The 25,597-nt window shown below is 58.5% G+C and carries 25 protein-coding genes; 10 read left to right on the top strand and 15 right to left on the bottom strand.

Annotated features, from left to right (window positions below):
- Positions 1 to 89 precede the first annotated feature (89 nt).
- Complete coding sequence (locus tag TNEU_RS07375) at positions 90 to 482, bottom strand: Fur family transcriptional regulator (protein WP_012350804.1); 393 nt, start codon at positions 480 to 482, stop codon at positions 90 to 92.
- Positions 483 to 559: 77 nt separating this feature from the next.
- On the opposite strand from TNEU_RS07375, the gene TNEU_RS07370 reads away from it, so the two are divergent.
- The 3 genes from TNEU_RS07370 to TNEU_RS07360 are packed head-to-tail and all read left to right on the top strand — an operon-like array spanning position 560 to position 4,361.
- Positions 560 to 1,054 (top strand): adenosine-specific kinase, encoded by a 495-nt coding sequence (locus tag TNEU_RS07370; protein WP_012350803.1) that lies wholly within the window; start codon positions 560 to 562, stop codon positions 1,052 to 1,054.
- A complete protein-coding gene (locus TNEU_RS07365; RefSeq protein ID WP_012350802.1) occupies positions 1,051 to 2,130 on the top strand; it encodes an MFS transporter in 1,080 nt (359 codons plus the stop codon). Before TNEU_RS07370 ends, TNEU_RS07365 begins: the two co-directional genes overlap by 4 nt.
- Positions 2,127 to 4,361, top strand: a complete 2,235-nt coding sequence (locus TNEU_RS07360) for a DEAD/DEAH box helicase (RefSeq protein WP_012350801.1) — start codon at positions 2,127 to 2,129, stop codon at positions 4,359 to 4,361. Before TNEU_RS07365 ends, TNEU_RS07360 begins: the two co-directional genes overlap by 4 nt.
- Here TNEU_RS07360 and TNEU_RS07355 read toward each other — a convergent pair.
- Complete coding sequence (locus TNEU_RS07355) at positions 4,353 to 6,752, bottom strand: valine--tRNA ligase (RefSeq protein ID WP_012350800.1); 2,400 nt, start codon at positions 6,750 to 6,752, stop codon at positions 4,353 to 4,355. The genes TNEU_RS07360 and TNEU_RS07355 overlap by 9 nt on opposite strands.
- Before the next feature lie 73 nt (positions 6,753 to 6,825).
- Here TNEU_RS07355 and TNEU_RS07350 point away from each other — a divergent pair, with 73 nt between their 5' ends.
- On the top strand, positions 6,826 to 7,485 hold the full coding sequence (locus TNEU_RS07350; protein WP_012350799.1) for an ACT domain-containing protein: 660 nt from the start codon (positions 6,826 to 6,828) through the stop codon (positions 7,483 to 7,485).
- Here the strand turns inward: TNEU_RS07350 and TNEU_RS07345 are convergent.
- From TNEU_RS07345 to TNEU_RS07325, 5 genes are read right to left on the bottom strand one after another with little or no spacing between them, the layout of a single operon-like run.
- Positions 7,469 to 8,458, bottom strand: coding sequence for a TIGR00269 family protein (locus tag TNEU_RS07345; RefSeq protein ID WP_012350798.1), 990 nt, complete (start codon positions 8,456 to 8,458; stop codon positions 7,469 to 7,471). The two genes, TNEU_RS07350 and TNEU_RS07345, sit on opposite strands and share 17 nt — an antisense overlap.
- Positions 8,459 to 8,460: 2 nt before the next feature.
- A complete protein-coding gene (locus TNEU_RS07340) occupies positions 8,461 to 8,682 on the bottom strand; it encodes a hypothetical protein (protein ID WP_012350797.1) in 222 nt (73 codons plus the stop codon).
- A gap of 24 nt (positions 8,683 to 8,706) precedes the next feature.
- Positions 8,707 to 9,318, bottom strand: a complete 612-nt coding sequence (locus TNEU_RS07335) for an HAD family hydrolase (protein WP_012350796.1) — start codon at positions 9,316 to 9,318, stop codon at positions 8,707 to 8,709.
- The gene (locus TNEU_RS07330) at positions 9,315 to 9,497 is read right to left on the bottom strand and encodes a hypothetical protein (RefSeq protein WP_012350795.1); all 183 of its coding nucleotides are present in this window, start codon (positions 9,495 to 9,497) and stop codon (positions 9,315 to 9,317) included. The genes TNEU_RS07335 and TNEU_RS07330 overlap by 4 nt, the downstream gene beginning before the upstream one ends.
- Positions 9,498 to 9,539: 42 nt before the next feature.
- A complete protein-coding gene (locus TNEU_RS07325) occupies positions 9,540 to 12,131 on the bottom strand; it encodes an MMPL family transporter (RefSeq protein WP_012350794.1) in 2,592 nt (863 codons plus the stop codon).
- 53 nt (positions 12,132 to 12,184) lie between these two features.
- Here TNEU_RS07325 and TNEU_RS07320 point away from each other — a divergent pair, with 53 nt between their 5' ends.
- Genes TNEU_RS07320 through TNEU_RS07310 form a run of 3 tightly spaced genes read left to right on the top strand, consistent with a single transcriptional unit; the run spans position 12,185 to position 15,908 of the window.
- The gene (locus tag TNEU_RS07320) at positions 12,185 to 13,321 is read left to right on the top strand and encodes an ABC transporter permease (protein ID WP_012350793.1); all 1,137 of its coding nucleotides are present in this window, start codon (positions 12,185 to 12,187) and stop codon (positions 13,319 to 13,321) included.
- Complete coding sequence (locus tag TNEU_RS07315; RefSeq protein WP_012350792.1) at positions 13,312 to 14,076, top strand: ABC transporter ATP-binding protein; 765 nt, start codon at positions 13,312 to 13,314, stop codon at positions 14,074 to 14,076. The genes TNEU_RS07320 and TNEU_RS07315 overlap by 10 nt, the downstream gene beginning before the upstream one ends.
- On the top strand, positions 14,073 to 15,908 hold the full coding sequence (locus tag TNEU_RS07310; RefSeq protein ID WP_012350791.1) for a hypothetical protein: 1,836 nt from the start codon (positions 14,073 to 14,075) through the stop codon (positions 15,906 to 15,908). The genes TNEU_RS07315 and TNEU_RS07310 overlap by 4 nt, the downstream gene beginning before the upstream one ends.
- 6 nt (positions 15,909 to 15,914) lie before the next feature.
- Here TNEU_RS07310 and tes read toward each other — a convergent pair whose 3' ends face one another.
- Positions 15,915 to 17,636 (bottom strand): tetraether lipid synthase Tes, encoded by a 1,722-nt coding sequence (gene tes, locus TNEU_RS07305; protein ID WP_012350790.1) that lies wholly within the window; start codon positions 17,634 to 17,636, stop codon positions 15,915 to 15,917.
- An 82-nt stretch (positions 17,637 to 17,718) separates the two neighbouring features.
- On the opposite strand from tes, the gene TNEU_RS07300 reads away from it, so the two are divergent.
- A complete protein-coding gene (locus TNEU_RS07300; protein WP_012350789.1) occupies positions 17,719 to 18,438 on the top strand; it encodes a TrmB family transcriptional regulator in 720 nt (239 codons plus the stop codon).
- Between the two features lie 258 nt (positions 18,439 to 18,696).
- On the opposite strand, the gene rkd4 is transcribed toward TNEU_RS07300, so the two are convergent.
- From rkd4 to TNEU_RS07275, 6 genes are read right to left on the bottom strand one after another with little or no spacing between them, the layout of a single operon-like run.
- On the bottom strand, positions 18,697 to 21,084 hold the full coding sequence (rkd4, locus tag TNEU_RS07295) for an arcadin-4 (protein ID WP_012350788.1): 2,388 nt from the start codon (positions 21,082 to 21,084) through the stop codon (positions 18,697 to 18,699).
- Positions 21,062 to 21,232 carry an arcadin-3 gene (gene rkd3, locus TNEU_RS10285; RefSeq protein WP_012350787.1) on the bottom strand — a complete coding sequence of 57 codons (171 nt, stop codon included), beginning with the start codon at positions 21,230 to 21,232 and terminating at the stop codon, positions 21,062 to 21,064. The genes rkd4 and rkd3 overlap by 23 nt, the downstream gene beginning before the upstream one ends.
- A gap of 28 nt (positions 21,233 to 21,260) precedes the next feature.
- The gene (rkd2, locus tag TNEU_RS07290) at positions 21,261 to 21,878 is read right to left on the bottom strand and encodes an arcadin-2 (protein WP_281011706.1); all 618 of its coding nucleotides are present in this window, start codon (positions 21,876 to 21,878) and stop codon (positions 21,261 to 21,263) included.
- On the bottom strand, positions 21,860 to 23,149 hold the full coding sequence (locus TNEU_RS07285) for a crenactin (RefSeq protein ID WP_012350785.1): 1,290 nt from the start codon (positions 23,147 to 23,149) through the stop codon (positions 21,860 to 21,862). The genes rkd2 and TNEU_RS07285 overlap by 19 nt, the downstream gene beginning before the upstream one ends.
- Positions 23,150 to 23,172: 23 nt before the next feature.
- On the bottom strand, positions 23,173 to 23,514 hold the full coding sequence (locus TNEU_RS07280; RefSeq protein ID WP_012350784.1) for an arcadin 1: 342 nt from the start codon (positions 23,512 to 23,514) through the stop codon (positions 23,173 to 23,175).
- 30 nt (positions 23,515 to 23,544) lie between these two features.
- On the bottom strand, positions 23,545 to 24,261 hold the full coding sequence (locus TNEU_RS07275) for a nitroreductase family protein (protein ID WP_012350783.1): 717 nt from the start codon (positions 24,259 to 24,261) through the stop codon (positions 23,545 to 23,547).
- 44 nt (positions 24,262 to 24,305) lie between these two features.
- Here TNEU_RS07275 and TNEU_RS07270 point away from each other — a divergent pair, with 44 nt between their 5' ends.
- Together TNEU_RS07270 and TNEU_RS07265 are read left to right on the top strand one after the other, a co-directional pair.
- Positions 24,306 to 24,530 (top strand): hypothetical protein, encoded by a 225-nt coding sequence (locus TNEU_RS07270; RefSeq protein WP_012350782.1) that lies wholly within the window; start codon positions 24,306 to 24,308, stop codon positions 24,528 to 24,530.
- A gap of 47 nt (positions 24,531 to 24,577) precedes the next feature.
- On the top strand, positions 24,578 to 24,964 hold the full coding sequence (locus TNEU_RS07265) for an Hsp20/alpha crystallin family protein (protein WP_012350781.1): 387 nt from the start codon (positions 24,578 to 24,580) through the stop codon (positions 24,962 to 24,964).
- On the opposite strand, the gene TNEU_RS07260 is transcribed toward TNEU_RS07265, so the two are convergent.
- Positions 24,965 to 25,585 (bottom strand): hypothetical protein, encoded by a 621-nt coding sequence (locus tag TNEU_RS07260; protein WP_012350780.1) that lies wholly within the window; start codon positions 25,583 to 25,585, stop codon positions 24,965 to 24,967. It lies immediately after the preceding gene.
- Positions 25,586 to 25,597 lie beyond the last annotated feature (12 nt).

Genomic DNA, 25,597 nt, shown 5'->3' with positions numbered 1-25,597 from the left:
TGGAGCTTCGTGGGGCTTGGCCCTGTGGTCCTTCGTCGGTGATGAGGTATACCGCGCCGTTGAGACGTGATGGCAGAATCCACAGCTGATTATTCTCTACAGACGGCCTTCACAACGATGGAGGTTGGGTGGATTCCACGTTTCCTGAAGAGCTCCGTGATCTCCCCGTCTTCAAGGTCTATCACCCTGTTTGTGTTTACGCAGACCACGTTTACGTGGGGCGAGGCGCTGTCGTAGTACGTGCGGCCGTTGTGTTCAAACGACACCACAAAGCCCCCTTCCTCAAGGAGTTTGAGGACGGAGTACACCGTGCTGGCGCTTATCGTGGGCATCTTTTGTTTAACTTCGTTTAGTATGTCGTTGAAGGTGGGGTGCTGTCTCTTGGCAAGCTTCTCCATGACTAGGTTTATCACCTCGATCCTCTGCGGCGTGACTCTGTAGCCGCGCTCCTTAAGCGCTTGCACCAGCTGGGCTGTTTCCATCGAAAGTAACTCCTTAGTACTATATAAATTTATTTTCTGGTGCGCGAAAGTATAAAAACTCGGCGGTCTATTTGGACATGTCGATTAGGTTCGACGTAGTTGAGGTTCCCATCCCCCAGGGGACAAACGTCATAATTGGACAGGCGCACTTCATCAAGACCGTGGAGGACCTCTACGAGGCCATAGCCACCTCCGTGCCCGGGGCTAAGTTCGGTATAGCCTTCTGCGAGGCGTCGGGGAAAAGGCTGATCAGACACGAGGCCAACGACGAGGAGCTACGGAAGCTCGCGGTGGAGGTCTGCGGCAAGATCGCGGCTGGGCACGTCTTCGTCATCTACCTCCGGAACGCCTGGCCTATCAACGTGCTGAACGCCATTAAAAACGTGCAAGAGGTGGTGAGGATATTCGCGGCTACCGCCAACCCCCTCAAGGTGATCGTGGCCGAGGTGGAGCCGGAGAGACGCGGCGTTATCGGCGTCGTAGACGGCCACTCTCCTCTCGGCGTAGAGACCGACGCGGACAGGGAAGAGAGGAAGAGGTTTTTGAGAGAGGTGGTGAGGTACAAGCTTTGAGGTCTCTAAATCTGGCAACCCTCCTCTTTTTCACGGCCAACGGAATCACAGCGGTGGTCATTCCGCCGTATTTAAGAGACCTCGGCGTGTCGAACGAGTCGGCGATAGGGGCGATCGTCTCCACGGCCTTTTTCATCTCCATCGTAGTTAGGCCTCTGGGGGGCTACCTCGGGGAGAGGGTGGGCTACTCCGCGGTGATGAGGCTGGGCGCCGTCGCCGCCGTCGTTGGCCACCTCATGTACCTGATCGCCAACCCGGCGGCTGTCCAAATGGGGAGGGCGCTACACGGCTTAGCCATAGGGATGTTCCTCCCCATGTCTATAGCGATCTCCGCCAACGAGGGCGCCGCGGCTATGGCGTCACGCGCCCTCGCGGTGGGCGTCGGAAACGTCGTCGGGCCTATGGCCGGCTCTCTGTTGTACGACCTAGGCGGCGGGCGGTTGGCCGTGGCGGTATCCCTGGCGCTACACACAGCCAACCTTTTGGCTGTGGCTGGGGTCGCGGGCGGAGGCGGAGGGGCCAAGTCGCCGCCGGCGGTGGAGAGGAGGGTTTATCTCTATATGCTGTTGCTGGCGTTGTACGCCTCGGTCTACATGACGGTGTCCACCTTCACTCCGGTGCGCCTCAGAGACGGAGGTCTGCCGGTCGCCTACTGGGGCCTTTTCTCGTCTGCTGCGGCTTTAGCAAGCCTGGCGCCTAGGGCGGTCCTGGTGAGGGCAGGCCTTGTAAACGGCGCCACGGCGGGGGCCGCCTCGGCCGTTGCCGCGCTGGGGTTGGCTCTGGCGGCCTCGGCGACTGATCCGCTGATTTTCGCGGCGGCGGGGGTTCTATACGGCTTTGGGCAGGGCGCCGTGGTGGTGACTTATCAAGTTCTGGCGCTGGCCGGCAGTAGAGGCGCCGGCTTAGCGAGCGCGGTCTACACCATGGGCTGGGACGTCGGCTCCATCGCGGGTCCTCTGCTGTTTGGCTGGTTTGTCGACAGGTACGGATTTCCAGTGCTTGAGTACGTCCCTCTCCTCCTTTCGGTCAACGTCGCTGTTCTGCTTATAAATTCGCTACGTGGGCGAAACCGGTGAATTTCCTGGAGGAGGTCTTGAGCGATAGAGGTAGGGAGGTGGTCTACATCAAGACCGACGAGCCTGAGGCCGTGGAGGCGTGTTGTTCCCCCTCGCAGGTCTTGGCGGCGCCTGTGGCCGACGCCTTCGCCGCCGCCGGCATCTCCCAGCTCTTTAGGCATCAATACGACGCGATCCAGAGCATTAGAGGCGGCAGAGATACCGTCATCGTCGCAGGGACAGGTATGGGCAAGACCGAGGCGTTTCTCGCGCCGTTGCTTGAATCGGCGCTGGAGTCGCCGAGGGGGCCGACGGCGCTTGTGCTGTATCCAACTAAAGCCCTGGCTAGAGACCAGCTGTCTAGGTTTAGGAGATTTGGCGATAGAGTTGGGGTAAGGGTTATGGTGTACGACGGCGATACGCCGCAGAGGGAGAGGCGTATAATGTACGAGACCCCGCCGCACATAATAATAAGCAACCCAGACATGGTGAGCATCGCCCTTATGCACGTGGCTAAGTTCAGAGAGCTCGTCAAACGGCTTAGATACGTCGTGTTAGACGACTTCCATGTCTACAGCGGGGTATTCGGCTCACACATGTACTATCTGCTGAGGCGGCTGAGGCGGTTCACGAGACCCCTCTTCATCGCCACAAGCGCGACGGTTGGAAACCCGGCCGAGTTCGCCCAAACGCTGTTCGACAGCGACAGGATCAACGTCGTGTGGGGACCCCTGGGGAGGAGGGGTAGGCTTATACAGGCCTTGGTAAGGCCCAAGTTTAGGTCTAAGTGGGCCGAGGCGGCGCGCCTCGCCTCATTGTGTATAGAGGGCGGGCTTAAATGCATCGTTTTCACCGACAGCCACAGATACAGCGAGGTGATATTCAGGGCTCTGAAGATGGGGGGCCGGGGGGACAGGGTGGCCCTCCACAGAGCTGGGCTTGACCCCGAGGAGAGGAGGGGAGTTGAGGAGGCCTTCAAGAGAGGCGATGTCAACGTGGTGATTTCGACTCCCACGCTGGAGCTCGGGGTAGACATAGGCGATGTGGACGCCGCCGTGTTGGCCTCCATACCGCCCTCCTACAACAGATATCTGCAACGCGTCGGCAGAGTTGGCAGGAGGGGCCAAACCGGTTATATAATCCAGATCCTCGGCAACGACCCCATCTCCCAGTACTACCGCAACTACCCACACGAGTTTTTCTCCAGGTCGCCTGAGCCGCTTGGATTCGAAAGGGAGAACGAAGACGTGGCGGCTCTACATCTGCTCGCAGCCGCCTCAGATATGCCGCTTAGGTTGGGAGAGCTGGGGCATTTCGAACAGAGGCTGGCTGAGGAGCTCTTAGGCAGAGGTCTATTAAGGCGGGTGGGGAGCTACCTTAGGATCACGCCTGGGGGGAGGGAGGCGCTGTCGGCGCTGAGCCTCAGAGGGTCGCCCCACGTGGTTAAGATCAAGACCGGGGACGGGAGGGTGATAGGCGAGAGGGAGCTACCGCTGGCGCTGTATGAGCTACATCCAGAGGCGATTTATATGCACGGGGGGAGGACCTACGTCTCGAAATCTCTGGATCTCTCCAGGAGGACGGCGGTGGTCGAGCCGGTAGACGCCGAGGATCTGGTAACACAAGCGCTGGAGGACATGGAGCCAAACGTAGTGGAAATATACGAGGAGGGGGCTGTAGAGGGCGTGCCTTATCAATTCGGCCGCCTCAAGATAAAGATAACGGTGTACGGCTACGCCCTCAAGCGGTTCACGACCGAGGAGACCTTGGGCGAGTACAACATAGAGCCTCTCTCTTACGAGTTCGAGACCAAGGGCGCCGTCTTCTACATGCCCCACGTGCGCTTCAGCTCAGACGACACGATAGACTGGGAGGCGAGGGCGAAGGGCTACCACGCCACAGAACACGTGTTGATCTCGGCCACGGAGATCGCGGTGGGCGCTTCAAAGACCGACCTAGGCGGCATCAGCTACCCCGACGGCGTGATTGTGATATACGACTCACACGTGGGAGGCAACGGAACCACCCGTCTCCTGCTGAAGAACTTCAGGCGTGTCGCGGAGGTCGCGCTTAAGATTGTCAAGGGTTGCGACTGCCTAGACGGGTGCCCCAAGTGCGTCTATTCGCCATACTGCGGGAACAACAACAAGATGCTGTCGCGGAGAAACGCGATCAGGGTTCTAGAGGCGGTGCTTAACAGATCGGGGGCGCCCGCGGTGAGGGAGATCCCCAAGGCGGGTGCTCTAGCCTAGCCAGACGAGGCCCTCGTCGTCGATCTGCTCAACCCCGCGGCCCGCCCTCACCTCCCTCACCTTGTGCATGTGTTTCAGATCCTTGGCGGCCTGTAGCGCGGCGTCTGGCACGTAGAGCACCGAGTCGAGCGGATCCGCGAGGCTCATGCCCCTCCTGTTTTTATAACGCCACACCGCGCTATCTATCTTCTTGATGAGCTCAAACAACTTTTCGTCGCCCTCTTTCCACTCCTCCGGCGGGTCCTCCAGCCTCTCGTCGTGTATAGATCTCCCGAAGGCCTCACGCCAGATCTTGTCTGTGACAAACGGCATGATTGGCGCCAACAGCTTCAGACTGTACTTCAGCACCGTGTATAGGGTCCACACCGCGGCGTCTTGCTCATCCCTTGTGTAAGAGCCGTCGCGGTTGTAGGCACGTGACTTCACCAGCTCTATGTAGTGGTCGGCGAACTCGTGCCATATGAAGTTGTAGAGGGCGTGGGCCGGCTCGTAAACGTCGAATTCGCTGTACGCGGAGATCGCCCTTTTGGCAACTCCGTACAGCCGGGCCAACACCGCCTTGTCCACTGGCGTCAACGCCGGCTTGGACTGAGGCTCTGGGAAGGAGAGGACGAACCGCGATATGTTCCAGACCTTGGTCACAAACTCCTTCCCCTCCCTAATCATGTTCTCGTTGTAGCGGTAGTCGCTTCCCAGCCTCCCCGCCGCGGCGGCCCAGAACCTCACGGGGTCGGCGCCGTATTTCTCAACGGGCAACAACAAGTCTATGACGTTGCCCTTCGACTTATGCATCGCCTCGCCCTTCTCGTCTAGCCCCATGCCGTTAATCCTCACGTGTCGGAAGGGCACATCTCCAAACAGCAGGTAGGCCCTAAGAAGGGCGTAGTACAGCCACGTTCTAATTATGTCGTAGCCCTGGGGTCTCAATATGGAGTGGGGGTACGCCCTCGGGAAGACGTTGAAGTCCTTGGTCGCCCCCGAGGCGTACATCCAGGAGATGGACGAGTCGAACCAAGTGTCCAACACCCTCGTGTCGCCCTCTAGCCTCCCGTCTCTGCACGCCTCCTTGACCTCGGGAGGCGGCTCATCTCTCCACGGCACGTAGTACTCGCCTCCCTTTGGCACAAGCGGGACGCGGTCGCCGTTTGGCTTAACGCACCACCATATGGGGACCTCTGTGGCGTAGTAGCGGCGCCTGGACACAGGCCAGTCCAACTCCAGAGACCTAATCCAGTCTATGAGTACCTGGCGGTATTCGGGCGGGTAGAACTCCATCTTGTGCGCCAACTCCACAAGCCTGTCCTTAAACTCCACCTGTTTAACGAAGAGCTCCCTAGTGACGATTATCTCCAGGGGGGTTTTGCAACGCCAGCAGACCGGCACGTTGTGGGTCAGCCTCTCCTGCTTCACCAGGAGGCCCTCCGCCTTGAGGTCTTCGATGACCTTAGCCCTGGCCTCCCTAACCGTGAGGCCGGCGTATCTGCCGGTCTTGATACGCCCCGCCTCGTCTATTATGATCCTAGTCGGTAGCTTCAGCTCGTTAACGATCATGAGGTCTCTCGTGTCTCCGAAGGTGGATATCATCACGAGACCTGTGCCGAACTTCGGGTTGGCAGCTCTGTGTGGGAGTATGGGCACCACCTGGCCCTCGGGCGGCACGACGGCGTGTTTCCCCTCCAGCTTTTTGTACCGCTCGTCCTCCGGATGGAATATGACGGCAACTGTGGCTGGCAGAAGCTCAGGCCTCGTCGTTGCTATGATTATGTCTTCGCCTGTCTCCTGGACTTTGAACTTTATGTAGTTGAGGCTGGTCTCCTCCTCCTTGTACTCAATCTCGGGCTCCGCGAGCGCCGTGCGGCAACGGGGGCACCAGGGCGTGGGCCTCTCAGCCTCGTATATTAGGCCTTTGCGCCAGAGCTCGACGAAGGTCTTCTGGGTCATCCGCCTATACTCCGGGCTGTCCGTGCCCTGAGGCCAGTAGTCGAAGGAGAGGCCCCACCTCCTGAGAGTTGCGACGAATTCTCCCTCGTATTTGTCCAGCTCCTCTTTACACAGCTGCAGGAACTTCTCCCGCGGCACCTCGTGGGCTACTATGTTGTACTTCTTCTCCACCTGCACCTCTATCGGGAGCCCGTTCCGGTCTAGGTAGAACGGGAAGACAACGTCGACGCCGCGCATCCTGAGAAACCTCGCTATCATGTCGAAGTGGGCGTAAGACGCCGTCTGGCCTATGTGAGGCCTATTGCTGGAGAGGTAGGGAGGCGGAGTATCTATGACGAAGACTTGGCCGGCCCCCGAAATCCGGGTCTTGAACCTGCCCTCCCTCTCCCAAGTCTTTATGAGTTCCTCCTCCCACCTGATGTCCCACCTCGTAGGAAGCTTATGCGACACGGTGATGTAGTTAGAAGGGTTTTTAAGTTCTGAGGCGCAACAAAAATTTAAATATCGTATAAGTTGCGTCCCAATGCTTAACCGTGAGATCTACCTCATAGCTGATGGGTCCGGCGGGAGGCTGGGGGAGTTCCTGGTCGAGCTCAACTTCGACCAGCCGGGCATCTTGGCAACGCTCTCTAACATCTTCGCCGAACACGATGTGAATATTGTAAACATAGCTATAGACGGGCCGCGTAGGCACCTCCACTTTATCACGGATCTCACCGTGGTCTCGGAGGAGCAACTCCAGGAGATCGTGAAGCAACTCCAGATGTTTGCCTTCGTGAAAAAGGTGAGGCACAGGATATCGGCAGCTCAGATCTTTGTCCCGAGGTGGATAATTCACGTGATAAACGGCAAGCCCGCGATAGCGGTGGAGAAAGAACTTGCGGCTTTTCTCCAGGACCCCCAGAGACTCGCCGAAGAGATGGCGAAGAGAGACGCCAAGGCGGTGAAGGAGCTTGTGGCATCTATCAACGCGGTTGTGCTGGAGGAGGCCCTCTATTTGGTACAGCTTAGAGGGTTCGCCTCGGTAGAAAGCACAGCGGTAGCCAACGGCAAGCTCACCGCAAGGCTGTGCAACCTGGCGCAGCCGCTTGCCAGGAGGTACCTCGAGACCTTCCTCAGGGAGCTGGGCCTCCAGGCAAGAATCGTAGATGACGGGGGCGTCTGCCTCAGGTTGGAGGCCTAGCCCCGGTCTTGGCGAGGTAGGGGTCTAGGAGGCCGGCTTTTTCAAAAAGCTCGCACACCCTGCATATATCCCTGGGAGAGACGGCGCCGCAGTACTTACACCGCCTCAGGGACTTGGCTCCCTGGGGTTCCCTCAAGGCGTTGGAGAGTTTTTCCCCGAAGGAGACGAGGTTGTACTTAACCGACGGCATTTCCCTCTCCATGTCTGCGAGGAGGAACTTCAGGTTGTACCTCGGGTTCGCTACCACGTATGGACACTCCAGCTCCATAAGCGGTATCCCGTGGTAGTAGGCGTATATCGCCACCTCCTCCTCTCTGACGTATTTAAGGGGCTTTATGCGGGGGATGAGGTCTTTCTCCTCCGCGTCCTCGTGGCGGCCGTACCAGCGGAAGCGCGAGAGGTTCCCCATTAGGACGTTCATAAGCACCGTCTGCGCCTCGTCGTCAAGGTTATGCGCCGTAGCTATCTTCGTCCACCCCCTTCTGCTCCCTATGATGTTCATAACACGGCGTCGTAAAACGCCGTCTATGGTGCACATATGTACCTCGTGCCCCCTCTTCGAGAGGTTTTCGGCGAGCTCCATCGCCGTCACTCCGAAGATGTCCTTGAAGCTGTAGACGTTGTACTCTATGCCGAGTTTGCCTGCGAGCTCTCTCACGTAGTCGCGTTTAGCCATCCTGTAGAAGCAACTGTAGGGATGCCCCTCGTTGATGGTGAAGGCCTCCATCTTTACGTCTTTTAACAAACCGCGTTGCAGGAACCTGCCCAGCATATAGAGGAGGACCAAGCTGTCTTTACCCCCCGACACCGCAACCGCGACGTAGTCTCCCGGCTCTATCAACCTATGTCTCCTGATCGTGTCTAGCACCTTCCTCTCGATGGAGCCAAATAGGCAACGGAGGCAGAGCTTCTCCCCGCTGGCGGCCCGGAAGTACTGCGCCTGCCTCTTGCCGCAACGGTCGCAGAGCGCCACCGCTACTTCTCAAGGTCTATATGGGGAATCGCGCCGTGTTTCCGCTCGGCCTTCTCCATCTCCAGCGTGAAGGTCTCCAGGGGGGTTCTAAAGATGTAGAAGACCAGCCCGCAGTTCTTACACCTCGCAATCATGACCGTGTTCTCCGGCCCCTTGTGGCGGTAGGTGTAGGGAGCCGGCAACGCCTCCCACTCGCGCAGTCCACAGCGCGGACACGTGATCACGCCTCAGTCCACATAATCCATATATTAGCTTTTTGCAAGGTTGGCCCGTACCCAGCTCCACGCCTCACACAGAGTTGGAAAATCCAGATGGCCTCCCCTCGACCCCACCATGATTGTGAAAAGGCCTAGGCCCATCGCCCCGAGATCCTCTTCGCCGTCTCCGACGTACACCGCCTCGTGGGGCTCGACGCCTAGTCTGCCGAGAACGTACCTAAAGACCGCCTTCGACGGCTTCCTCCGCAGTAAGACGTCAGATGTGGCCACCAGATCCGCCTCCACCCCCCACCTCTCCAGGAAGAGCCGGGGGAAGCATCTACAGGGGGTGTTGGAGAGGACCGCGAACCTCCACCTCCCCCTCAACCACCTGAGGAAATCTACAGCGCAGGGCCTTGGGGCGAGGCGCGCAGACACCTCCTCCACAAACCGCCCGGCGAGCTCCCGCGGGTCGCCGCCTGCCCTCTTCGCAAAAAGCCTGGCCACGGCCTGGAGAGGCACCTCGTACCCAGCCGCGTTCACCTCCTCCACGAACCAGGAGACCTCCTCCACGAGGTCGCGTCTGCCCAACACATTACGCCACACCTCCCAGAAGTCAACTCTCTCGGCTAGGAGCCCCCAGAAGCTGAGTATAAAGATCATACGGCGCGGTATCGGATAGACGGGGCGCAGATCACCCTCGCCCTGCCCTTCTCCACCAGGCGCATCAGAAGCCTAGTGGCAACCGGCGGCGGGATGCCTATTTTTAGAGCCTCCTCTACTATAGTATCCAAGTCGGCCTCGCCCCCTAGGCGAGCCAGTATCTCGTATATGGCCTCCACGTTGGGGGAATATGGCGGGGTTAAATGTATAGCACATGCGCCTCAGCGCTGCCGAACGCCGGCGGGGGGCTGGCCTTTAATTGGCACTGTTCTGATACCCCCCACCCAGAGCCAGTTGTACCTCCCGGCCAACACCATGAGCGCAGGCACCACCAGGGGTCTAACGACGAAGGCGTCTATCAGAGCGGCCAGCGCTATGGTGAAGCCCACCTGTCTCAACAGCAGTATCTGGGAGAGGGCTAGTGTGGAGAAGGCCGCGGCTAGTATTATTGCGGCGCCGGTGACCACGGGGCCCGTGGTGACTATGGCCCTCCGGATGGCCTCCCTCTCGTCGTAGCCCCGCTCCAGCTCCTCTCTTATCCTCGTGACTATGAAAATGTCGTAGTCCGTCCCCACGGCCATTAGGAAGGAGAAGAGTATGATGGGGACAAGCCAATAGGTGGGCTGCGCCAATAGGTCTTGAAACAGCGCCACCTCCGCGGCTAGGCTCCACGCGATAGACATCAGAACCGTAGCGATTAGGCGTAGCGGTATTACGAAGCTCCTGAGGAGGAGCGCCAGAACCACGAAGGCGGCCGCGACGACGACGTAAACCTGGAAGGTCCAGAACCTCACGTATATCTCGCTAAAGATCACGTTTTTCCAGGAGGCCGAGCCCCCTATCAAGTAGGGGCCGTACCTCTGCCTAAGCTCGTCAAGCCTGTGGTATATCTCCAGAAGGGCGTCCGACGTATCCTCCACAGACAGCCTTATGGACACGATGTACCACTCACCCCTTTTCTCGACCGTGTAGTTAACGTAGTGAGGTAGCTTTTCCACCTCCCGTAGTAGGCCCGGCGGTGGGGGGCTCTTCATCGCTATGTACGTAGTTGATATTGCAGTCACGTTGGGGAAGTAGGTGGTGGCTATCTCAAGCGCCCTCTTGTACTCCGTCTCCGGCATCGCCACGACCGGATTCGCCGTTATTTTCAAGCTGGTCGCCAAGTAGAGGGCGGAGAGGGCGGTGGCAAACGCCGCGAGAGCCGCCACGAGGAGAGGTCTTCTGAGGGCCGCCGCAACGGCCCTCTCCATTATCCGCGATCTGCCGGCGTGGGAAACGGTCTTTTTAGGCCAGAATATCCTATCTCCGAGGAGGTAGAGGAGGGCGGGGAGGATCAGAAACACGGTCGCTACGACGAAGGCTGTGGTTATGAGGTACCCTATCCCTATCGTCTGCATAAAGGGCAGGCGAGATAGGGCGAAGGAGCCGAGAGATGTGGCGACCACCGCGGCGCTAGCCGCTATGGCTCTGTTGGCGTAGCGCCTCACAGCCACTATGGCCTCGTCCTTCTCCTTCCCCAGGGCGCGCTCCTCCGCATATCTGCTGGCCATCAGTAGCATGTAGTCAACGCCTATGGCGAAGACCACGGGCGCCGCCATATACACGGTGATGTAGTAGATCCCCTGGATGTCGTGTATCTGGTGGAAGAAGCCCAGGACCGCCAGATACGTAAGCCCCACTGTCGATACTATCAGCGCTGGGGTGAGGAGTGTGCCCATGACGTAGAGGAGTACCACGAAGAGAGAGGCGGCTGTCGCTCTGTCTATCTTTGAGACGTCTTCGGTCACTACGTTTGTAAAGCTCTTGAGGAGGAGGGCCGAGGAGACGGGGACCCCAAGCCCACGTGGCACACTAGGCGTTTGGTTTGTCTCGACTATCGCCAGGGCGTATCTGCCCTGGTAGACCAACTTCGCCGCTGCTTCCACCGTATATATGGTAGGCGGCGGGAAACGCGCAGTGAGATTCCGCATAAGCTCCTCTCTAAACATCGACACGGCTCTCTCCACGTCTCCCCCACACACCAGCTGAGGCAGATATGGCCTGAGAATCGGAGGGGTTTTATCCAGGGCTGAGAGGTACACGTATTGCCTCACCCCCACCGTTGCCACGGCCCGGGCGATCTCCAGGGCTGTGGAATTCAGCCTGCCCCTGAGTATGGCATATGTGACGTTTTCCACTGCGCCCTCGCTTGCCCATGTTCTCCAGGTCACGTTGGCTAGATACGTCGAGACGTTGCCATATGCTTCGTCAGCCGCCTTCCTGACGGCGGTGTCTACGTCGTAGATCGCAACGTATCTCGCATACGCCTCTAAGAACCTCTTCGTCCTGTTGTCGAAGGCGTTCCCAGAGGCCGCAACGCCGTATGTGGCGAGGATAAGGCGCTTTGCCGCCTCTCTGGACTCCGCATAGACTCTCGCAAGGATTTCCAACTTGTCGCACATCTCCCTAGTGGAGTTGGATATGTGGAAGGCGGCCTCTCTGAAGCGGGCGGTGGCGTTGTCCACGGCAGCGTCTATTTTATCCCTGTAGATCCTCGTGGCGGCGTCGAGGATCGTCCACGGCGTTACGGCGTTGGGATAAATCCGCGTTAGATTCCTCGCCTTCTCCTCCAGGTGGGGGCCCGAGATGACGATGGGCACAGCCTTGCTCCCGCCTCCGCTTCCGACAATCGACTCTACGAGCTTCGGCTCGATGTCGGGAGGCATGAGCTTGGACTCGTCGTAGATCAACACGTCGAAGACGTGCGGCGCCTGGACGGCTAGGTAGATGTACATGGCCAAGAGGACAAGCGCGGCAACGACGGTCTTGCGCACGTGGACAACCGCTTTGCCTATTTAAAATTATATATCAGTGGCGGGTGTCAGCTGTGGAACACATCTTGATGATCGCCGTGGGCGACTTCAAAGCGCGGGCCGTCCGCTACATACTCACTGCCTTGGCCATAGGGGTTGGGGTCGCCCTCCTAGTCGCCCTCACCGCCGTGAGCGACGCCACAAGGGACTACGTGCAACAGACCCTCCTGAGGCTGTACCCAGCCGACATAATGCTGTATTCGGAGTCTATAAACATCCCCATGCGCCTCGTGGACTACCTAAGGGGGTACCCCCTCGTTCAGACGGCCGAGGGCATAATCATAACGACGGGCGTCTACCGGGGGAAGGTGGTCTCCATAGTGGGGATACCTCTTAGGGACGTGGACTACTTCGCCGTCGACCTAGCCGCGGGGCGGCTACCTGCGTCGGGCGGGGAGGCCGTCGTCGAGGAGTCCCTTGGCGTTAGGCCCGGCGACGAGATGGAGATAAAGATATACAGCGCATCCGGCGGCGAGAAGACCATCAAGGTGAAGGCCGTGGGGGTGATGAGGAGCTTCCTAAGGGGGTTCATAGGGGCTTTTAGGCTAAACCTCGTGGTGGTGCCCCTGGACTGGCTACAGAGCAAGCTGGGCACTGGGCCTTTCGTCAACGCGGTGTTGATCACCGCGAGGGATAAATCCTACGTGGCCCCCCTCTACCAAGCGCTTAAGGAGACGTACGGAGACGCCCAGGTCTATACACAGGAAAACCTGCTCCAGACCGTCACCCAGGTCTTCAACGCCTTGAACTTCGTCTTCTCCGCAATAAGCGGCGCAGCGCTGGCGACCGCCGCCATAACCACCTTCGCAGTTATGTCTATAACCGTCAGGGAGCGTCTAAGGGAGTTCGGCCTCATCAAGGCCATGGGGGTCCCCTCCCGCGACCTCGCTCTCTCCCTCCTCGTAGAGGTTTTCATAATAGCCGCCGTGGCAGGAGCCGTGGGAGTTCTGGTGGGCTACTTTGGGGCAAACGCGGTTAAGGAGGCGCTGGTTGGCATGGGGGTTAACTTCCACGTGCCTATAGCCTTCAGGCCGCAGTACGCGCTTCTGGGGATGGCCACCTCCCTAGCCGTGGCTATGGCCGGCGCCGTCGCGCCCCTCTACAAGGTGGCCAAGCTAAGGCCGCTTGAGATAATGCAACTATGGCGGTAGAGCTGAAACACGTAACTAAGGTATACGGCAGCGGCGGCGTTAAAACGGTGGCGTTAGACGGCGTTTCGCTTAGTGTTGCACAAGGCGAGGCGGTTGTCCTAATGGGGCCTTCGGGGTCCGGCAAAACGACGCTGTTGAACATAATCGCCACGCTGGATAGGCCCACCAGCGGGGAGGTGTACGTGCTGGGGGTTGACGTGGTTAAGATGTCGGAGGGGAAGCTGGAGAGGTTCCGCCTGCGCAACATAGGCTACCTCTTCCAGAGCTACAACCTAGTGCCCTACCTCACGGCGGAGCAGAACGTGGCTCTCCCCCTGGTCACGCTGGGGGTCAAGAAGGAGCTCGCCATGCTCAAGGCGAGGCTACTTCTGGAGCTGGTGGGTCTTGAAAAGGCGGCCGCGCTCTACCCCCACCAGATGTCCGGCGGTATGCAGCAGAGGGCCGCCGTGGCGAGAGCCTTGGCGGCCAACCCGCCTATCCTCATCCTAGACGAGCCGACCTCCAACGTGGATCCCGACAACGCCTCGCAGGTCCTCGGCCTTATTCACGTGGTCAACAGGCTGTTTAAATCCACTGTGTTTATCGCCACGCACGACCCCGAGGTGGCCCGCATAGCCACCAGGCTGGTGTATATGAGGGGCGGCAGGCTCTACGAAACAGCGGAGCCACCTAGGAGGGAGCTCAAGGTAGACGTCGAGCGGGCTGCCGCGGTGTATGAGAAGTTGAAACACATCGACGAGCTGGTTGGGATATGAAGGCGCTTGTCTACGCGCTTGTCTTGGCGTATCTGCTGGCGGCCTCTACCCTCGTGGTGACATACACAGTGAAGCCGGGGGGAGCGATTTCGGCGGAGGCCGCAGTCAGGGAGGTGGTTATAAACAACGGCTCCGCCCCCCTCAACTACTCCGGGGTAGTGGTGCCCCCCTACTCGGCGGTGGTCGTGGAGAGGCCGGTGGAGAACATCTACCCGCCCTTCCTGAGGATCGACGTTGACGTGCGCTACGTCAACGGAACGCTTTCGGAGGGGACGCTGTCGGGGGGTAGGGGAACCGCCGTAGATCTTACGCTGAGGATGTACAGCCTCGTGCCGGCGGCGGTGCCCGTGGTGGTTTCTATCCCCGTGGACGACAAGGTGGCTCTCCTCTACGGCGAGGCCCCCTCCTCTATATCCCAGATATCTGGGACCACGGTCTACTACTGGAGCCTCCTCGTGCAGAACTACACCGAGTTCCGGATAAGGCTGAGGGTAAGGCAGTTCGGCAGCTTCGGCGCAGTTAGAATGCCCACTGTGTCCGCAGTCGCCGTGTTGGACATAAACAAGACCGTCGAGTCCCTAGAGGCGCGTAGACAGGGCCTTGAGGGGGCTCTAGCGCGGCTTCGGAACTTCACAAGGGCTGTCTCCACGTTTACCGACGTGGCCTACGGACAGATCCAGAACCTCACGCGCCTGATCCAGATCCTAAACGCGACAGGCGCCGCGATGGAGCAAGGTGCTGTGGCCGTCAACGCCTCCACCTACGCTGTGGAGGCGCTGAGGCGGCAGATGCTTGCCTTGGGCGACGCCGCGCGCGGAGTCGCCACGACGCTTAACCAAAGCCTCCTCCTCGTCGATTATCAATACACGGCTTTGATCACCGCGGCGAACCTCCTCGAGGTGCAGTCTGCCGCGTTGACCTCGTACAACGCCGCCGCCGGCGAGGCGGAGAAAAGCCTTATCAACACCCGTAGCCAACTGTATACGGTTAGAGCTAACCTAATCGCCGCACGACAACAGCTAGATACCGCGATCAAAAACGTGGAGGAGGCCAAGAGGAGGTTAAGCGCGCTCAACGCCACCACGAGGGAGGCTAAACAAGCGGTAAACTTCACGTTATCTCTGCTTGACGCGACCGAGGCGCAACTAGCCGCCGCCCGAGCCGCCGTGGACTCCTATATCTCAACAGTCGACGCGCTTATCTCCACCATCGATTCTACAATCGCCACGCTCGACGCCACTAGAAGGAGCTTGGGGGAGTTGGCCCCGCTACTTAACAACACGGCGTCTTCCACCCGCGCCAACGCCACAGTCCTCAGGAAGGACATGCCGCAGATCCTCCTCAACGCCTCGAAGAACCTCCTCGCTGTGGCGGACAACCTCTACAAGACGGCGGGGGAGGTCTACAGATTCGTCGCCCCGCTCCACAACGCCTCCCGCCTCCTGCGGGATCTCGGGAGGCGACTCGTGGAATCCGCCGGCGCTCTCGAGCGCTACAGAGAGGAACAGCTGAGGGCTCTGCCCAAGCTCGGCTATGTGGAATCCACAGTCTACAACCTCACGGAGGCTGTGGAGAGGGAGAAAAGGGACTTAGATCTACAGATAGCGGCGTTGAAGAGGTACTACGGCGCTGTCAACGTCTCCAGAGTCGAGCTACAGTACTACATCCAACTCCCCATAGTCGTGAAAAACATAACCTTCGCCCTACCCCCCGCGGGCCACCAGACGAATAAACCAAAGGCTGAGCCTCGCCCCCCCGTCCTCGCACTGGCTACGACTGCGGTAGTAGCCACAGTTATGTTTCTGGCCCTAAGGCGGAGGGAGAAGAGGTAGGAAAAATTACGCCTTTAGTTCCGCAAAGCGTTGCCTATTCCAGCCGGTTAGGGATAGCCCCGTGACCTTCGTCCAGGTCTTCGCGTCTATCTTGAACGAGCTTTCTACCTTCTCGCGGTGGCCTACTACGTTGTAGGTACAGAACGGGAAGACGCGGCCGTCGGGCGTCGCGTAGTGAATATCGCAACGCTGGACGCGCTCTATGTCGTAGTTCATGGTGTCCATGAAGTGCATGATGCCTATCCCCACCACGTTGAAGAAGAAGCGGCCTAGCGAGTCGTAGTCCTTCTTGACCAGGAAGTCGTATATCAAATCCCTCACCCTTTTGTGCTTCACGGCCTTCAGAAGCTTCAGAGCTTTAACCTTGGCCGCGTGTTTGTACACGCCGCCCTTCGCCGCCGTGTAGTAGACATCCCACGCCCCTTTCTCGAAGGCGTCTACGTCTACTAGCTTGGTGATTGGGTATATGCGCTTCTCGTCTTCGTCGTAGTATATGAAGGTGGCGGCGCCGCACATGGGGTTCATGGAGAACAGCGGCTTTGGAGAGTCTGTCAGCGCCTCCACCATCTTGGCCACGGCGACTGGCCAGTTGGTGGGCCTCCAGTCCCACCTGCTTATCGCCCCGCCCGTCTGCTTCTCTATCTCTATGATGGTATCCGGTATAGTGATGCGGAACTTCCTAAGCTCCTCCTTGCTGTAAAGCTTGGCGCGCCCGGCAAAGCTAACAGGCTGGATATTAATCCATCTAACGACGTCTCTGTTCTGTATAGCGAAGTCTACGATTTTCCCAAGGTCCTTGTCGTTATAGTTTCTCGCCAGGGTTACAACTAGCACAATAGAGCGGTGGCCCAGCTTCCTCGCATTCTCGATAACACGCTCCTTGATGATTTTGTAGGCCTTGGGGTGATACATCCTGTGTCTCCACACGCCTTCGTTCTTCTCGTCAATTGTATCAAACTGGAGATACAAGGTAGAGAGCCCAGCGTCAAGTAGCGCCTTGTAGTACTCTATGTCGTTGGCTAGCCTAATGCCGTTGGTGTTCACCTCTATGTGCGTAAAGCCTAGCTTCTTCGCCATTCTTATGATCTCTGGCAGATCGTCTCTAAGGGTCGGCTCGCCTCCGGAGAGCTGTACGGCGTTTGGAGCCCAGGGCTTCTGGGCCCTCAGAGTCCTCAGCATGTACTCTATCTGTTCTATGGTGGGCTCATAGACGTAGCCCGCGGCGCCGGCGTTGGCGAAGCAGACGGGACACGCCATGTTGCATCTGTTTGTGACGTCTACTATAGCCAAGACCGTGTTGGACTTGTGGACTGGACAGAGCCCGCAACCCTCTGGACAGGAGCCCATGTCCTTGTAGAACTCAAGGTCGGTGTAGGGGTTGGCGAGGCCCTTCGCAATATATTCGGGCCTATCCCACTGAAGGAAGTAGTAGTACATCTCCGCGTCGCCCCAGTAGAGGTCTTCGAAAACGCCGTGTTCTGGGCACCTCTTCTTCATCCAGATGGCGCCGTTTTCCTCATACACCGCCGCCGGTATCCTGCGGTTACACACGGGACATAGAGAGAGCGTGGCTTTGACAACCCTGGCGTGCTCAGGTAGTCCGAACTGCCTCTTCAGCGTCTGTTGCCACTTTTCGTTCGTGAGCGTGGATCTGTACCTCTCGGGGAGGCTGTATTTCGACAGATCCACGAGCCTCCTCGGGCTCTCGACCAACACCTGAGTTGTCATTGACGGCGCTAGTTCACCAAGATATATACTTTTTAACTGAGTTACCGGAAGAAGGTTAAAAAGGAAATAGGGAGAAGACGCCGTGGAGGGGCTGGAGAGGGTTATGGCCTTGTTGGGGGTGGGGAAGAGGGAGGTGCAGATATACATAACGCTGGTGGAGCGGGGGGCTCTGACGGCAAGGGAGATCTCAGACGCCCTGGGGATCCCATATACAAAAGTCTACCAACACCTCAACAGGCTTGAGAAGGCGGGGGCGGTCAACCAGGAGAGGGGGTCTAGGCCAGCTAAGTTTAAGGCTGTCCCGCCCTCGGAGGTCTACAGGAGGTTGGTTAACACGGCCTCCGACGTGTTGAAGACGCTTAAGCCCACGTTCGACACCTTGCAGATGCTGTACGAAAGCCGCTACAGAGAGGTGGCGCCGACGTTTCTCACGCTTATTCGAGGCCAAGATCGAGTAGTGGATCTCATACAGGAGGTGGTCACCGCCGCCGAGGCTGAGGCCTATCTCGCGATACCCTTTCCAGAGGTCGCCACATATAGGCTGTTGGCCACGCTGACTGAGGAGTCCAGGCGCATATCCATAAAGGTGTTGACCACTGAGGCGCTTAGGCAGAGGTTTGACCTCCCCCCGCGGGTGGAGGTTAGGACAACCCAGGAGATGTTCGGCGGAGGCGCCATCGGAGGCGCCGTTGTTATATTTGTAAAATACGGCGGAGACATCTCCGGCATTTACTCAAACGAGAGATTTATTGCGGAGATAGCCCGTACATACTTCAACCACCTCTGGCAGAGGGCAAGGTAGCCTCAGCCGACAGACATATAAGCAACCAGCTACACAGCTCCGTGATGAGGTCCACAGTGGGGCCTACGACATGTGAGTGAGGTCTGGAGCACTGACAGCGACAACACACATCGCCCTTTAGGGCGGAGATGCCCCGTGGTCTAATTTTCTATGGAAGAGCCGCGAAGAAGGGTTGAGTGCTCTGCACGCTAGCAACTCGCAGATGGCCTTGGCAGGGGGACGGCCGCCGAGATATCTCTCGTGCGGGGCCGCTAGCCGTTAGCTCTGATCTCTCTCTTCCCTCACCTCGGAGCTCTCCCTCTTCGCCACCGAGTAGAGCTTGGCGTTTAGCGCGTTTTTTATTAGATCTGCGAACTCCCTGGATTGCGTCGCGACGATTATCTGGTACTTGTTTGATAGAGCGTGTACCAGATCTACGAAGGCCTTCCTTATGTTGACGTCTACGTATGGTATCGGCTCGTCGAAGATCACAAAGCCTATGTGGATGTTCGAGACATCACGGAGGGCCAGGGCTAGGGCGAGGGCGATGGAGAGCCTCTGCCCGTCGCTCAGTTTTGAAATGCCGTATCGCTCCCCCGTGGGCGTCACCGCGTAGAACTCGTAGTACCCCCTGCGCTGTTCTAAGTCGGCGTTGACGCCGACTAAATCTCCGTATTTGTAGAGCGAGAGAAAAACCTCGTTGAACTTCGATCTTGCCACCTCCAGCAACCTAGCCCTGGCGTTTACCTTAGCCAGCTCCAGCTTGGCCTTCAGCTCCTGGAGTCTGCCGTAGGCGTATAGGGCGGAGTCCAGCTTCTTCTTCAGCGATTCGGCGTCGCCGCCTACCTCCCTCACCACCTCCTCCAGGCTCGTCTTCTCCCTGTGAAGCTCCGCCATGCGGCTCGACGTTTTTTCTAAGTCGGCCACAACCTCTCTCCACCGCATTTCCACGTCGAGAGTTTCGCCCCCCACCCCCGCCTTTGCCAACGCCTCCTCCAGCTCTTTAACTCTACGGCGGAGCTCCCTAGCCCTCAGCGCTCTTCCGTATTTAGCCACGGCCTCTGCTATAATGCGCTTATCTATCCTCGCGAGGAGGGCCCGGAGCCTCTCTGCCTTCTTCTCCAGCTGTTTCACAGACTTCTCCGCCTGGAGAACCCTCTTGACCACCTCCTCCCTCTCAAGCGCGAGCTCCTGCGCTTTTGCCTTCGTGGCTAGGTACTCCGCGACTTCGCCGCTTAACGCGTCCATCTCATCTACGGCCTTCTCAAGCTCTCTTACCTTTTCCCTGAGGGCCTCCGCCTCCCGGATAAGCTCGCCGAATTTCCCCTCTACCTCATCAGCAACCCGTAGCGCGGCTCTGCGATCTATCGGCGAGCCACACAGCGGACACCGCTCAGCCCCAGTCTCCGCCGTGTACAAAGCCACTGTTCTCAACGCCGAGTGAAACGCCACGGATCTCTCCACTTCGTCAAGCCGCTTCCTCACCTCAGCGAGGGCCGCTCTTGCGGCGTCTAGAGACTGGAAAGACCGCTGAAGCTCCTTAAAGCGGTTGTACGACTTCTCCAACCTCTTGAGCTTAGCCTCGGCGTCCCGCACCTCTTCGTCAAGCCGCTTCGCCCTAGCCAGCAATTGTTCATACGTCTTCTTAGTCTCCGAGATCTGCGCCTCCAACTCGCCCGCCAGCTTGAGGAGCGCCTCGTAGGCCTCGGACATGGCCGTGGATAGAGATTCTAAATCTGCCGCCTTTTCCAGCCTCTCGGCAAGCTCGCGGCCCAACAGATGTTCGTATTCCTCTAGTGCCTCCCGAAGCGCCTCCCTTATCTTCTCCACCGCAGATACGTCGACATCTCCGCCGGCATCTGACTCCAAGACCTCAAGCTCCGACTTCGCTCTGTAGTACTCCAGGAGAAGGCCCTCGTTTTCTCTGATCTTCTCCAGGTAGGCGGTCCTCCTCTTCGCGAGGTCAGCGGCCTCGGCCGAAAGCGCCTCCTCCCTCTTCTTCAACGCCTCAAGCTCTTGCTCAACAGCCCCCAGCCTAGCCTCTACGCCTCTGTAGCCCCCATACCGCTTGATGACCTCCCTGTATTTCTCATACGACGCAAGCCTCTTCCTGAGATCCTCCGCAACGTTGAGCAGGGCTTTCTCATATGTAGACACGGCCTTGATCACGCCGTCTACGACGTCTATACCGAAGAGACGGTCCACCGAGAGAGCCCTCTTCTGCGTTGTGCCGTATATGAAGCCCTCAAGCGTCCTATGCGATATGTAGACTAGGCGCTCGTAGACGTCTTCGTCAGCCCCCAGGAGCTCCGCCAGCTTCTCCTCGGCTTGATCCCCCCGGTGTTCTACGCCGCCGTAGTGCAGGACAACCCTCTCGCCGCCTCTCCTCCCCAGCCTTCGCTCAACGCGCAGCAACTCGCCGCCTTTCCGCAACTCCAGCGCCACCCTAGCCTCTTGCGCATCTGCGTTGATTAGATCGACAAGCCTCGCAACTCTTTCCTTCACCTCAAGCTGTCTACCAAACAAAGCGTACTCTATTGCGTACAGTATCGATGTCTTGCCAGCGCCTATTCTGCCCCAGAAGACCGCGGCGTCGCCTATGCGTAGCTCATGTCTGCCTTTGTAGGATCTGAAGTTCTCCAACTCAATCCTCTCTATCCTCCACATCGACCCCCAGCCTCCTCAGGTACTCGTGGAGCACCGCCTTAGCCGCCTTAGCGCCGCCTTGTCTATAGGCTACGACCAACGCCTCGGCTAGCTTCCCCTCGTCGGTGGCTCCAAAGGTCCTCCTTATCTCCTCCAGGAGTATATCCACGTCGGAAATGGCGGCCGGCCTTTATATACTAACTCCCCCCTCTCCCCCTAGACCTAAGTATCCGAACCCACTCGTTTTCCGCAACCGAGCTCGGCGCCGCCGGCTGGGGCTCCGCGCGGGGGCTCTCCGGCGTTGTCTCACGCCGCTTGATCTCCTCAAGCCTCTGGTCAACGTACCTCTTCAACTTCTCATACAGCGTCTCCTCAAGCTTCTTCAGTTGCGAGTTGACGTACTCCATGAGGGCGGTCCGCACCGCGTCTGCTCTACCTAGATCCGCCTGGGGGGTAGGCCGCGGCTTTGCGAAGATCTTTATCTCGACGCCCTCGGGGCCCTTCGAGGGGTCCACAACCACCAGGCCCAACCCCTGGCTCTTGAAGTACCTCGGATCCACAAACGGCATAGCCTCCGGCAGAACCGCGAGAAAGATCTTCGACGCGCCAAGGCCCAACAGCTCGCCCACGCGTTTATACATCTCGGCCTCCTCGTAGACCTCCGCCAGGTAGACCCCCACCGCCACTCTGTTTAAACCCTCGTCGAAGAGGAGGACCCAACCGCTCTCACCGGCGTACCTCATGCCCAGGGTCTCGGAGAAGAATTTCACCAGCAGCAACTTGGGGAGATCCACGTCTACTTGATGAAGTACCACCCCTCCTTGGTGGAGTCCGACCACTCCAGCGAGAGGGGCAGGGCGTAGCCGTAGATCACCGCCCCCCTCCACACGGAGTACTGCGGCTCAGAGACGAGGCGGACGTTGACCTTTGAGGCCAACACCGGGTTTTTCTCCTCCAGCGCTATCTTCACCCTGGCTACGCTGTCTACAGCCACGTCCTCTAGGCCGGGGGGGACGCGCCAGCTGAAGGCCCCCCCGCTTAGGATCACCTGGGAGGCGACTCTGTCCTGTATCTCAACAGACACGTTTCTAAGCGATGTAACAATCGCGGTCGCCACGTCCATCTCGCCGTAGAGGGTCACGTCGCCTATAACGGCGTTTTCTATGTGGAGACGCGACTGCTCTATGTAGCTCTTTATCTCCTCGTGGTTGGGGTCGAAGACGATCTCGCCGATTAGGAACCTAGTCCAGGCGTACTCCTTTGGGAACTCCACCTCGACCACCGGCGAAAGCCTAACCTTTGTGACAAACCTCTCCGGGTTGGACTTGGCGGTCCTTATAGCCTCCCTGAGGTTTCTGGGGACGAGGCCTACAGCCCTCTTCACCATCTCAACGGCGTACTCCTCCCTGGCTATATCGCTGTAGCCTATGTCCTTCAAGATCTCCCTAGTGATCGCGTTGGCCTCCGCCCCGCCTCTGTTCAACGCCACCAGCCCCTCCCTGATGAGGGCGAAGCTAATCGGCGCTATCTGTATATTGCCGTGGCCCCCCTCCACTATGATGCAGTTGACCGCGTTTTCCGCGATGGCGACAGCCAGCGGCTGAGGCAGTATCGTCACGGCATGTATCTTGAACTCGCTGGCGAGCTCGGCATATATGTCGAAGAAGGACTTGTACATGTAGTCCGGCGCGAGCGCGGAAAGCGCCACGGAGATGAGCCACCCCCTGAACTCGGGGTCGGACGCCGGGAACTGAGCCAGCGTGTATCTGGCGAGCTCTTTCAGAACCCTCCACGCATCCTCGTCGTCTCTCCTCGCGATTCCGTCTCTCAGAGGATACTTCAGGTTGCGTTGGACATCCCTAACGCTGGACAGATACTTGCGCACCTCTTCGTCCCCCACCACGAGACCCCTAGACAGCACCTCCGGCGGGATCCTCATCTTGACGGACTCGGGGAGATCCCTGAGGAAGAGGCCCCTGGTCTGGGCGACTCTAGGCTCGTTGAGCGAGATGGGGCCGAACTTTACGTGGCTGGTCCCGTAGTCTACGCCGAAGGTGTACTTGAGCCTATAGGCGTCGGATATCACAAACCCAGCGGGACACCACTATTTTAACCTTCCGGCCTCACCCTGATCTCGCCCTTTTCCACGCTGATCAAAACCACATCGCCGACGTCGATATCGCCGAACACCTCCACCTCCTCGTCCGTAAGCCAGAGGGTGAGCCTGGGAACCGCGATTTTACCTCCGCCGAACGGAAGCGAGCGGACGATCTGGGTCACAAGCGGCATTACCTCCCTCATCAGCTGCGCCGTCTGTTCATCCTGCGCCGAAAAAGCCGCAACTGGACCAGGCAACTCCCTCTCTTCCACCACGTCTATCTTTATGTACTTAGCCCCCGTGGGGTCGTACACCAGCTGCTTAGAGACAACCACGCCTCTTATGGTGGCCATGCCGACCAGCCCGCCACGAGTATATATACTTTAGAGGATGCCGAACTCCCTAAGGAGTCTCTCCAGCTCGGCGGAGCGGAGGTCGAAGTAGCCACCCACGCCTCCATATTTAGACAGCACCTTAAGCCAGTCGCCCGACCTAGTGACCCTAGCCATGGCCTTATACGCATCCTCTAGATCCGCCTCCCCATACCTCCTGTATCTATCCCTGTGGAACAACAGCTCCAGGGGAAGCCGGGGCCGCGGCTCCGGGTCCTCATCGGGTACGCCTATGGCCAAGCCGAAGAGGGGATATGTGAGGTCGGGTAGCTCAAGCATCCTAGCGATTTCGCGAGGCGCGTTTTGGACAGCCCCTATGAAACACGTGCCGTACCCAAGGGCAGTCGCCGCCAAAGCCATGTTTTCGGCCGCGATGGCGGCGTCTACGGCCGCGAAGATAAAAAGCGCAAGCTTACGCTCCGCCATCTGGACATCCCGATATCTCAGAAGCTCCCTAAGCCTGTACAAGTCCGCGAGAAATACAAAGAACTCTGAGGCCTCCTCCACGTGGCTCTGCCCTATGAGCTTCGCCACCTCAGACCGCACGGCCGAGTCGGCAACCCTAACCGCCGTCCATAGGTGCAGGGTGGCGTCTGTTGGCGCCAGACGGCCCGCCTCCATGATCCTCTTGACGTCATCCTCAGGCATCGCAACCCTCTTGAACTTCCTTATGGATCTCCTCCTCTGAACCGCCTCGAGACAGTCCATGGCAGATGGGCAAAATATTTATATGAATATTTGGTCGCCGGGCCATGGTTGCCCAGGAGTTCCCAGAGGATTGGGAATATTCAGGGGGAGAGCTCGAGAAAACCCTCAAGGTCAGAGCCACATGTCCCTACTGCAAACATAAGTTCGAGGTGGAGATAGGAGAGAGTTGGTACAACATCGGCTTCAGCATCAACTGCCCCAAGTGCGGGAGGTCCTTCCCAATTAACATGTACGGCGAGGTGATAGGCGTCGTAGAGCCCAAGAAATAACACAGGTATTACGCCGCGCCGTTTTTTAAACAGGCGGGTTTTAGGACATGGAGCCCATAAGGAAGATTGAGGAGGGGCTTAAGGAGCTGTACGACAACAACGCCGGGAAGGTTGAAAGACAGCCCGACGTAGACATATACGACGTCGGCGACAACATAGTCATCTACATAGATATGCCGGGGATGAGGAAGGAAAACATCAAGGTCAGGGTGTACGACCGAGCTGTGGAGGTGACGGCCGCGCCGGTGCAGCCTGAGGGAGGGGGGAAACCGCTGAGGAGGGAGAGGATAAGCAACTTCCCCGTGTCTAGGAAGGTCGAGGTGCCCTACAGGCTGAGGGTAGACAGCGCCAGGGCAATCTATAGAGACGGGGTGCTACAGATAGTTGTGGCAAAAGCGGGGGAGTACGGGGTAGCCGAGCTAAAAATAGATTGATTATTCGGGAGGCGGTAGGCTTATCGATAGGAGTTTTGCGTGCTCCGCCGTGATCTCCACCTCTTTGTACTTCTCCGGCTTGGCGGCTCCGCCCTCGATCTTGACCTTGTGGAAGAGGAACTTGCGGTTTGGAACATCGGCGGTGAAGAGGCGCACCTCCTTCAGCGAGGCGAGATAGTCCGCAAGCTTCTTGTCCGCCAACACCGCGGACAGCTGCTTAGTGGCGAGCCAGACCCTTACGTGGATGCCGAGGGCGCCCTTGTAGCCGGCTTGTGAGAGGGCGGATAGGATCTTCTTGGTGATCTCAGCGACGTAGCTGAGTTTCTGCTCGCCTCCGAAGGATAGATATACGATGTCGGGCTTGTAGTCCACGACCTTCTTCGCCACCTCGGCCTCCTTCCCGTCCTCATATGTGAAAACCGCCGCCGCCTCGTCTCTGTAGTTGCCCTTCGCGATATACGACGTGGCGAGCGCGGCAGCCATAGCGCTACAGATCCTGTCTGGGTACGTTATCACGGCGACCCGCTTGTAGCCCTCCAACAGGTTCTGCCCCACTAGGTACCCCGTCAGGGATCTTAGGTATATTTCCTGTTCCAGGGATGCCCTGCTTGCCGTTGCCATGAAACGGCTTCG

It is taken from the genome of Pyrobaculum neutrophilum V24Sta, from assembly GCF_000019805.1.
In the GTDB taxonomy this organism is placed as follows: Archaea; Thermoproteota; Thermoprotei; order Thermoproteales; family Thermoproteaceae; genus Pyrobaculum; species Pyrobaculum neutrophilum.
The sequence above is the reverse complement of the archived record's forward strand: the minus strand, read 5'-3'. Positions and strand labels throughout refer to the sequence as shown.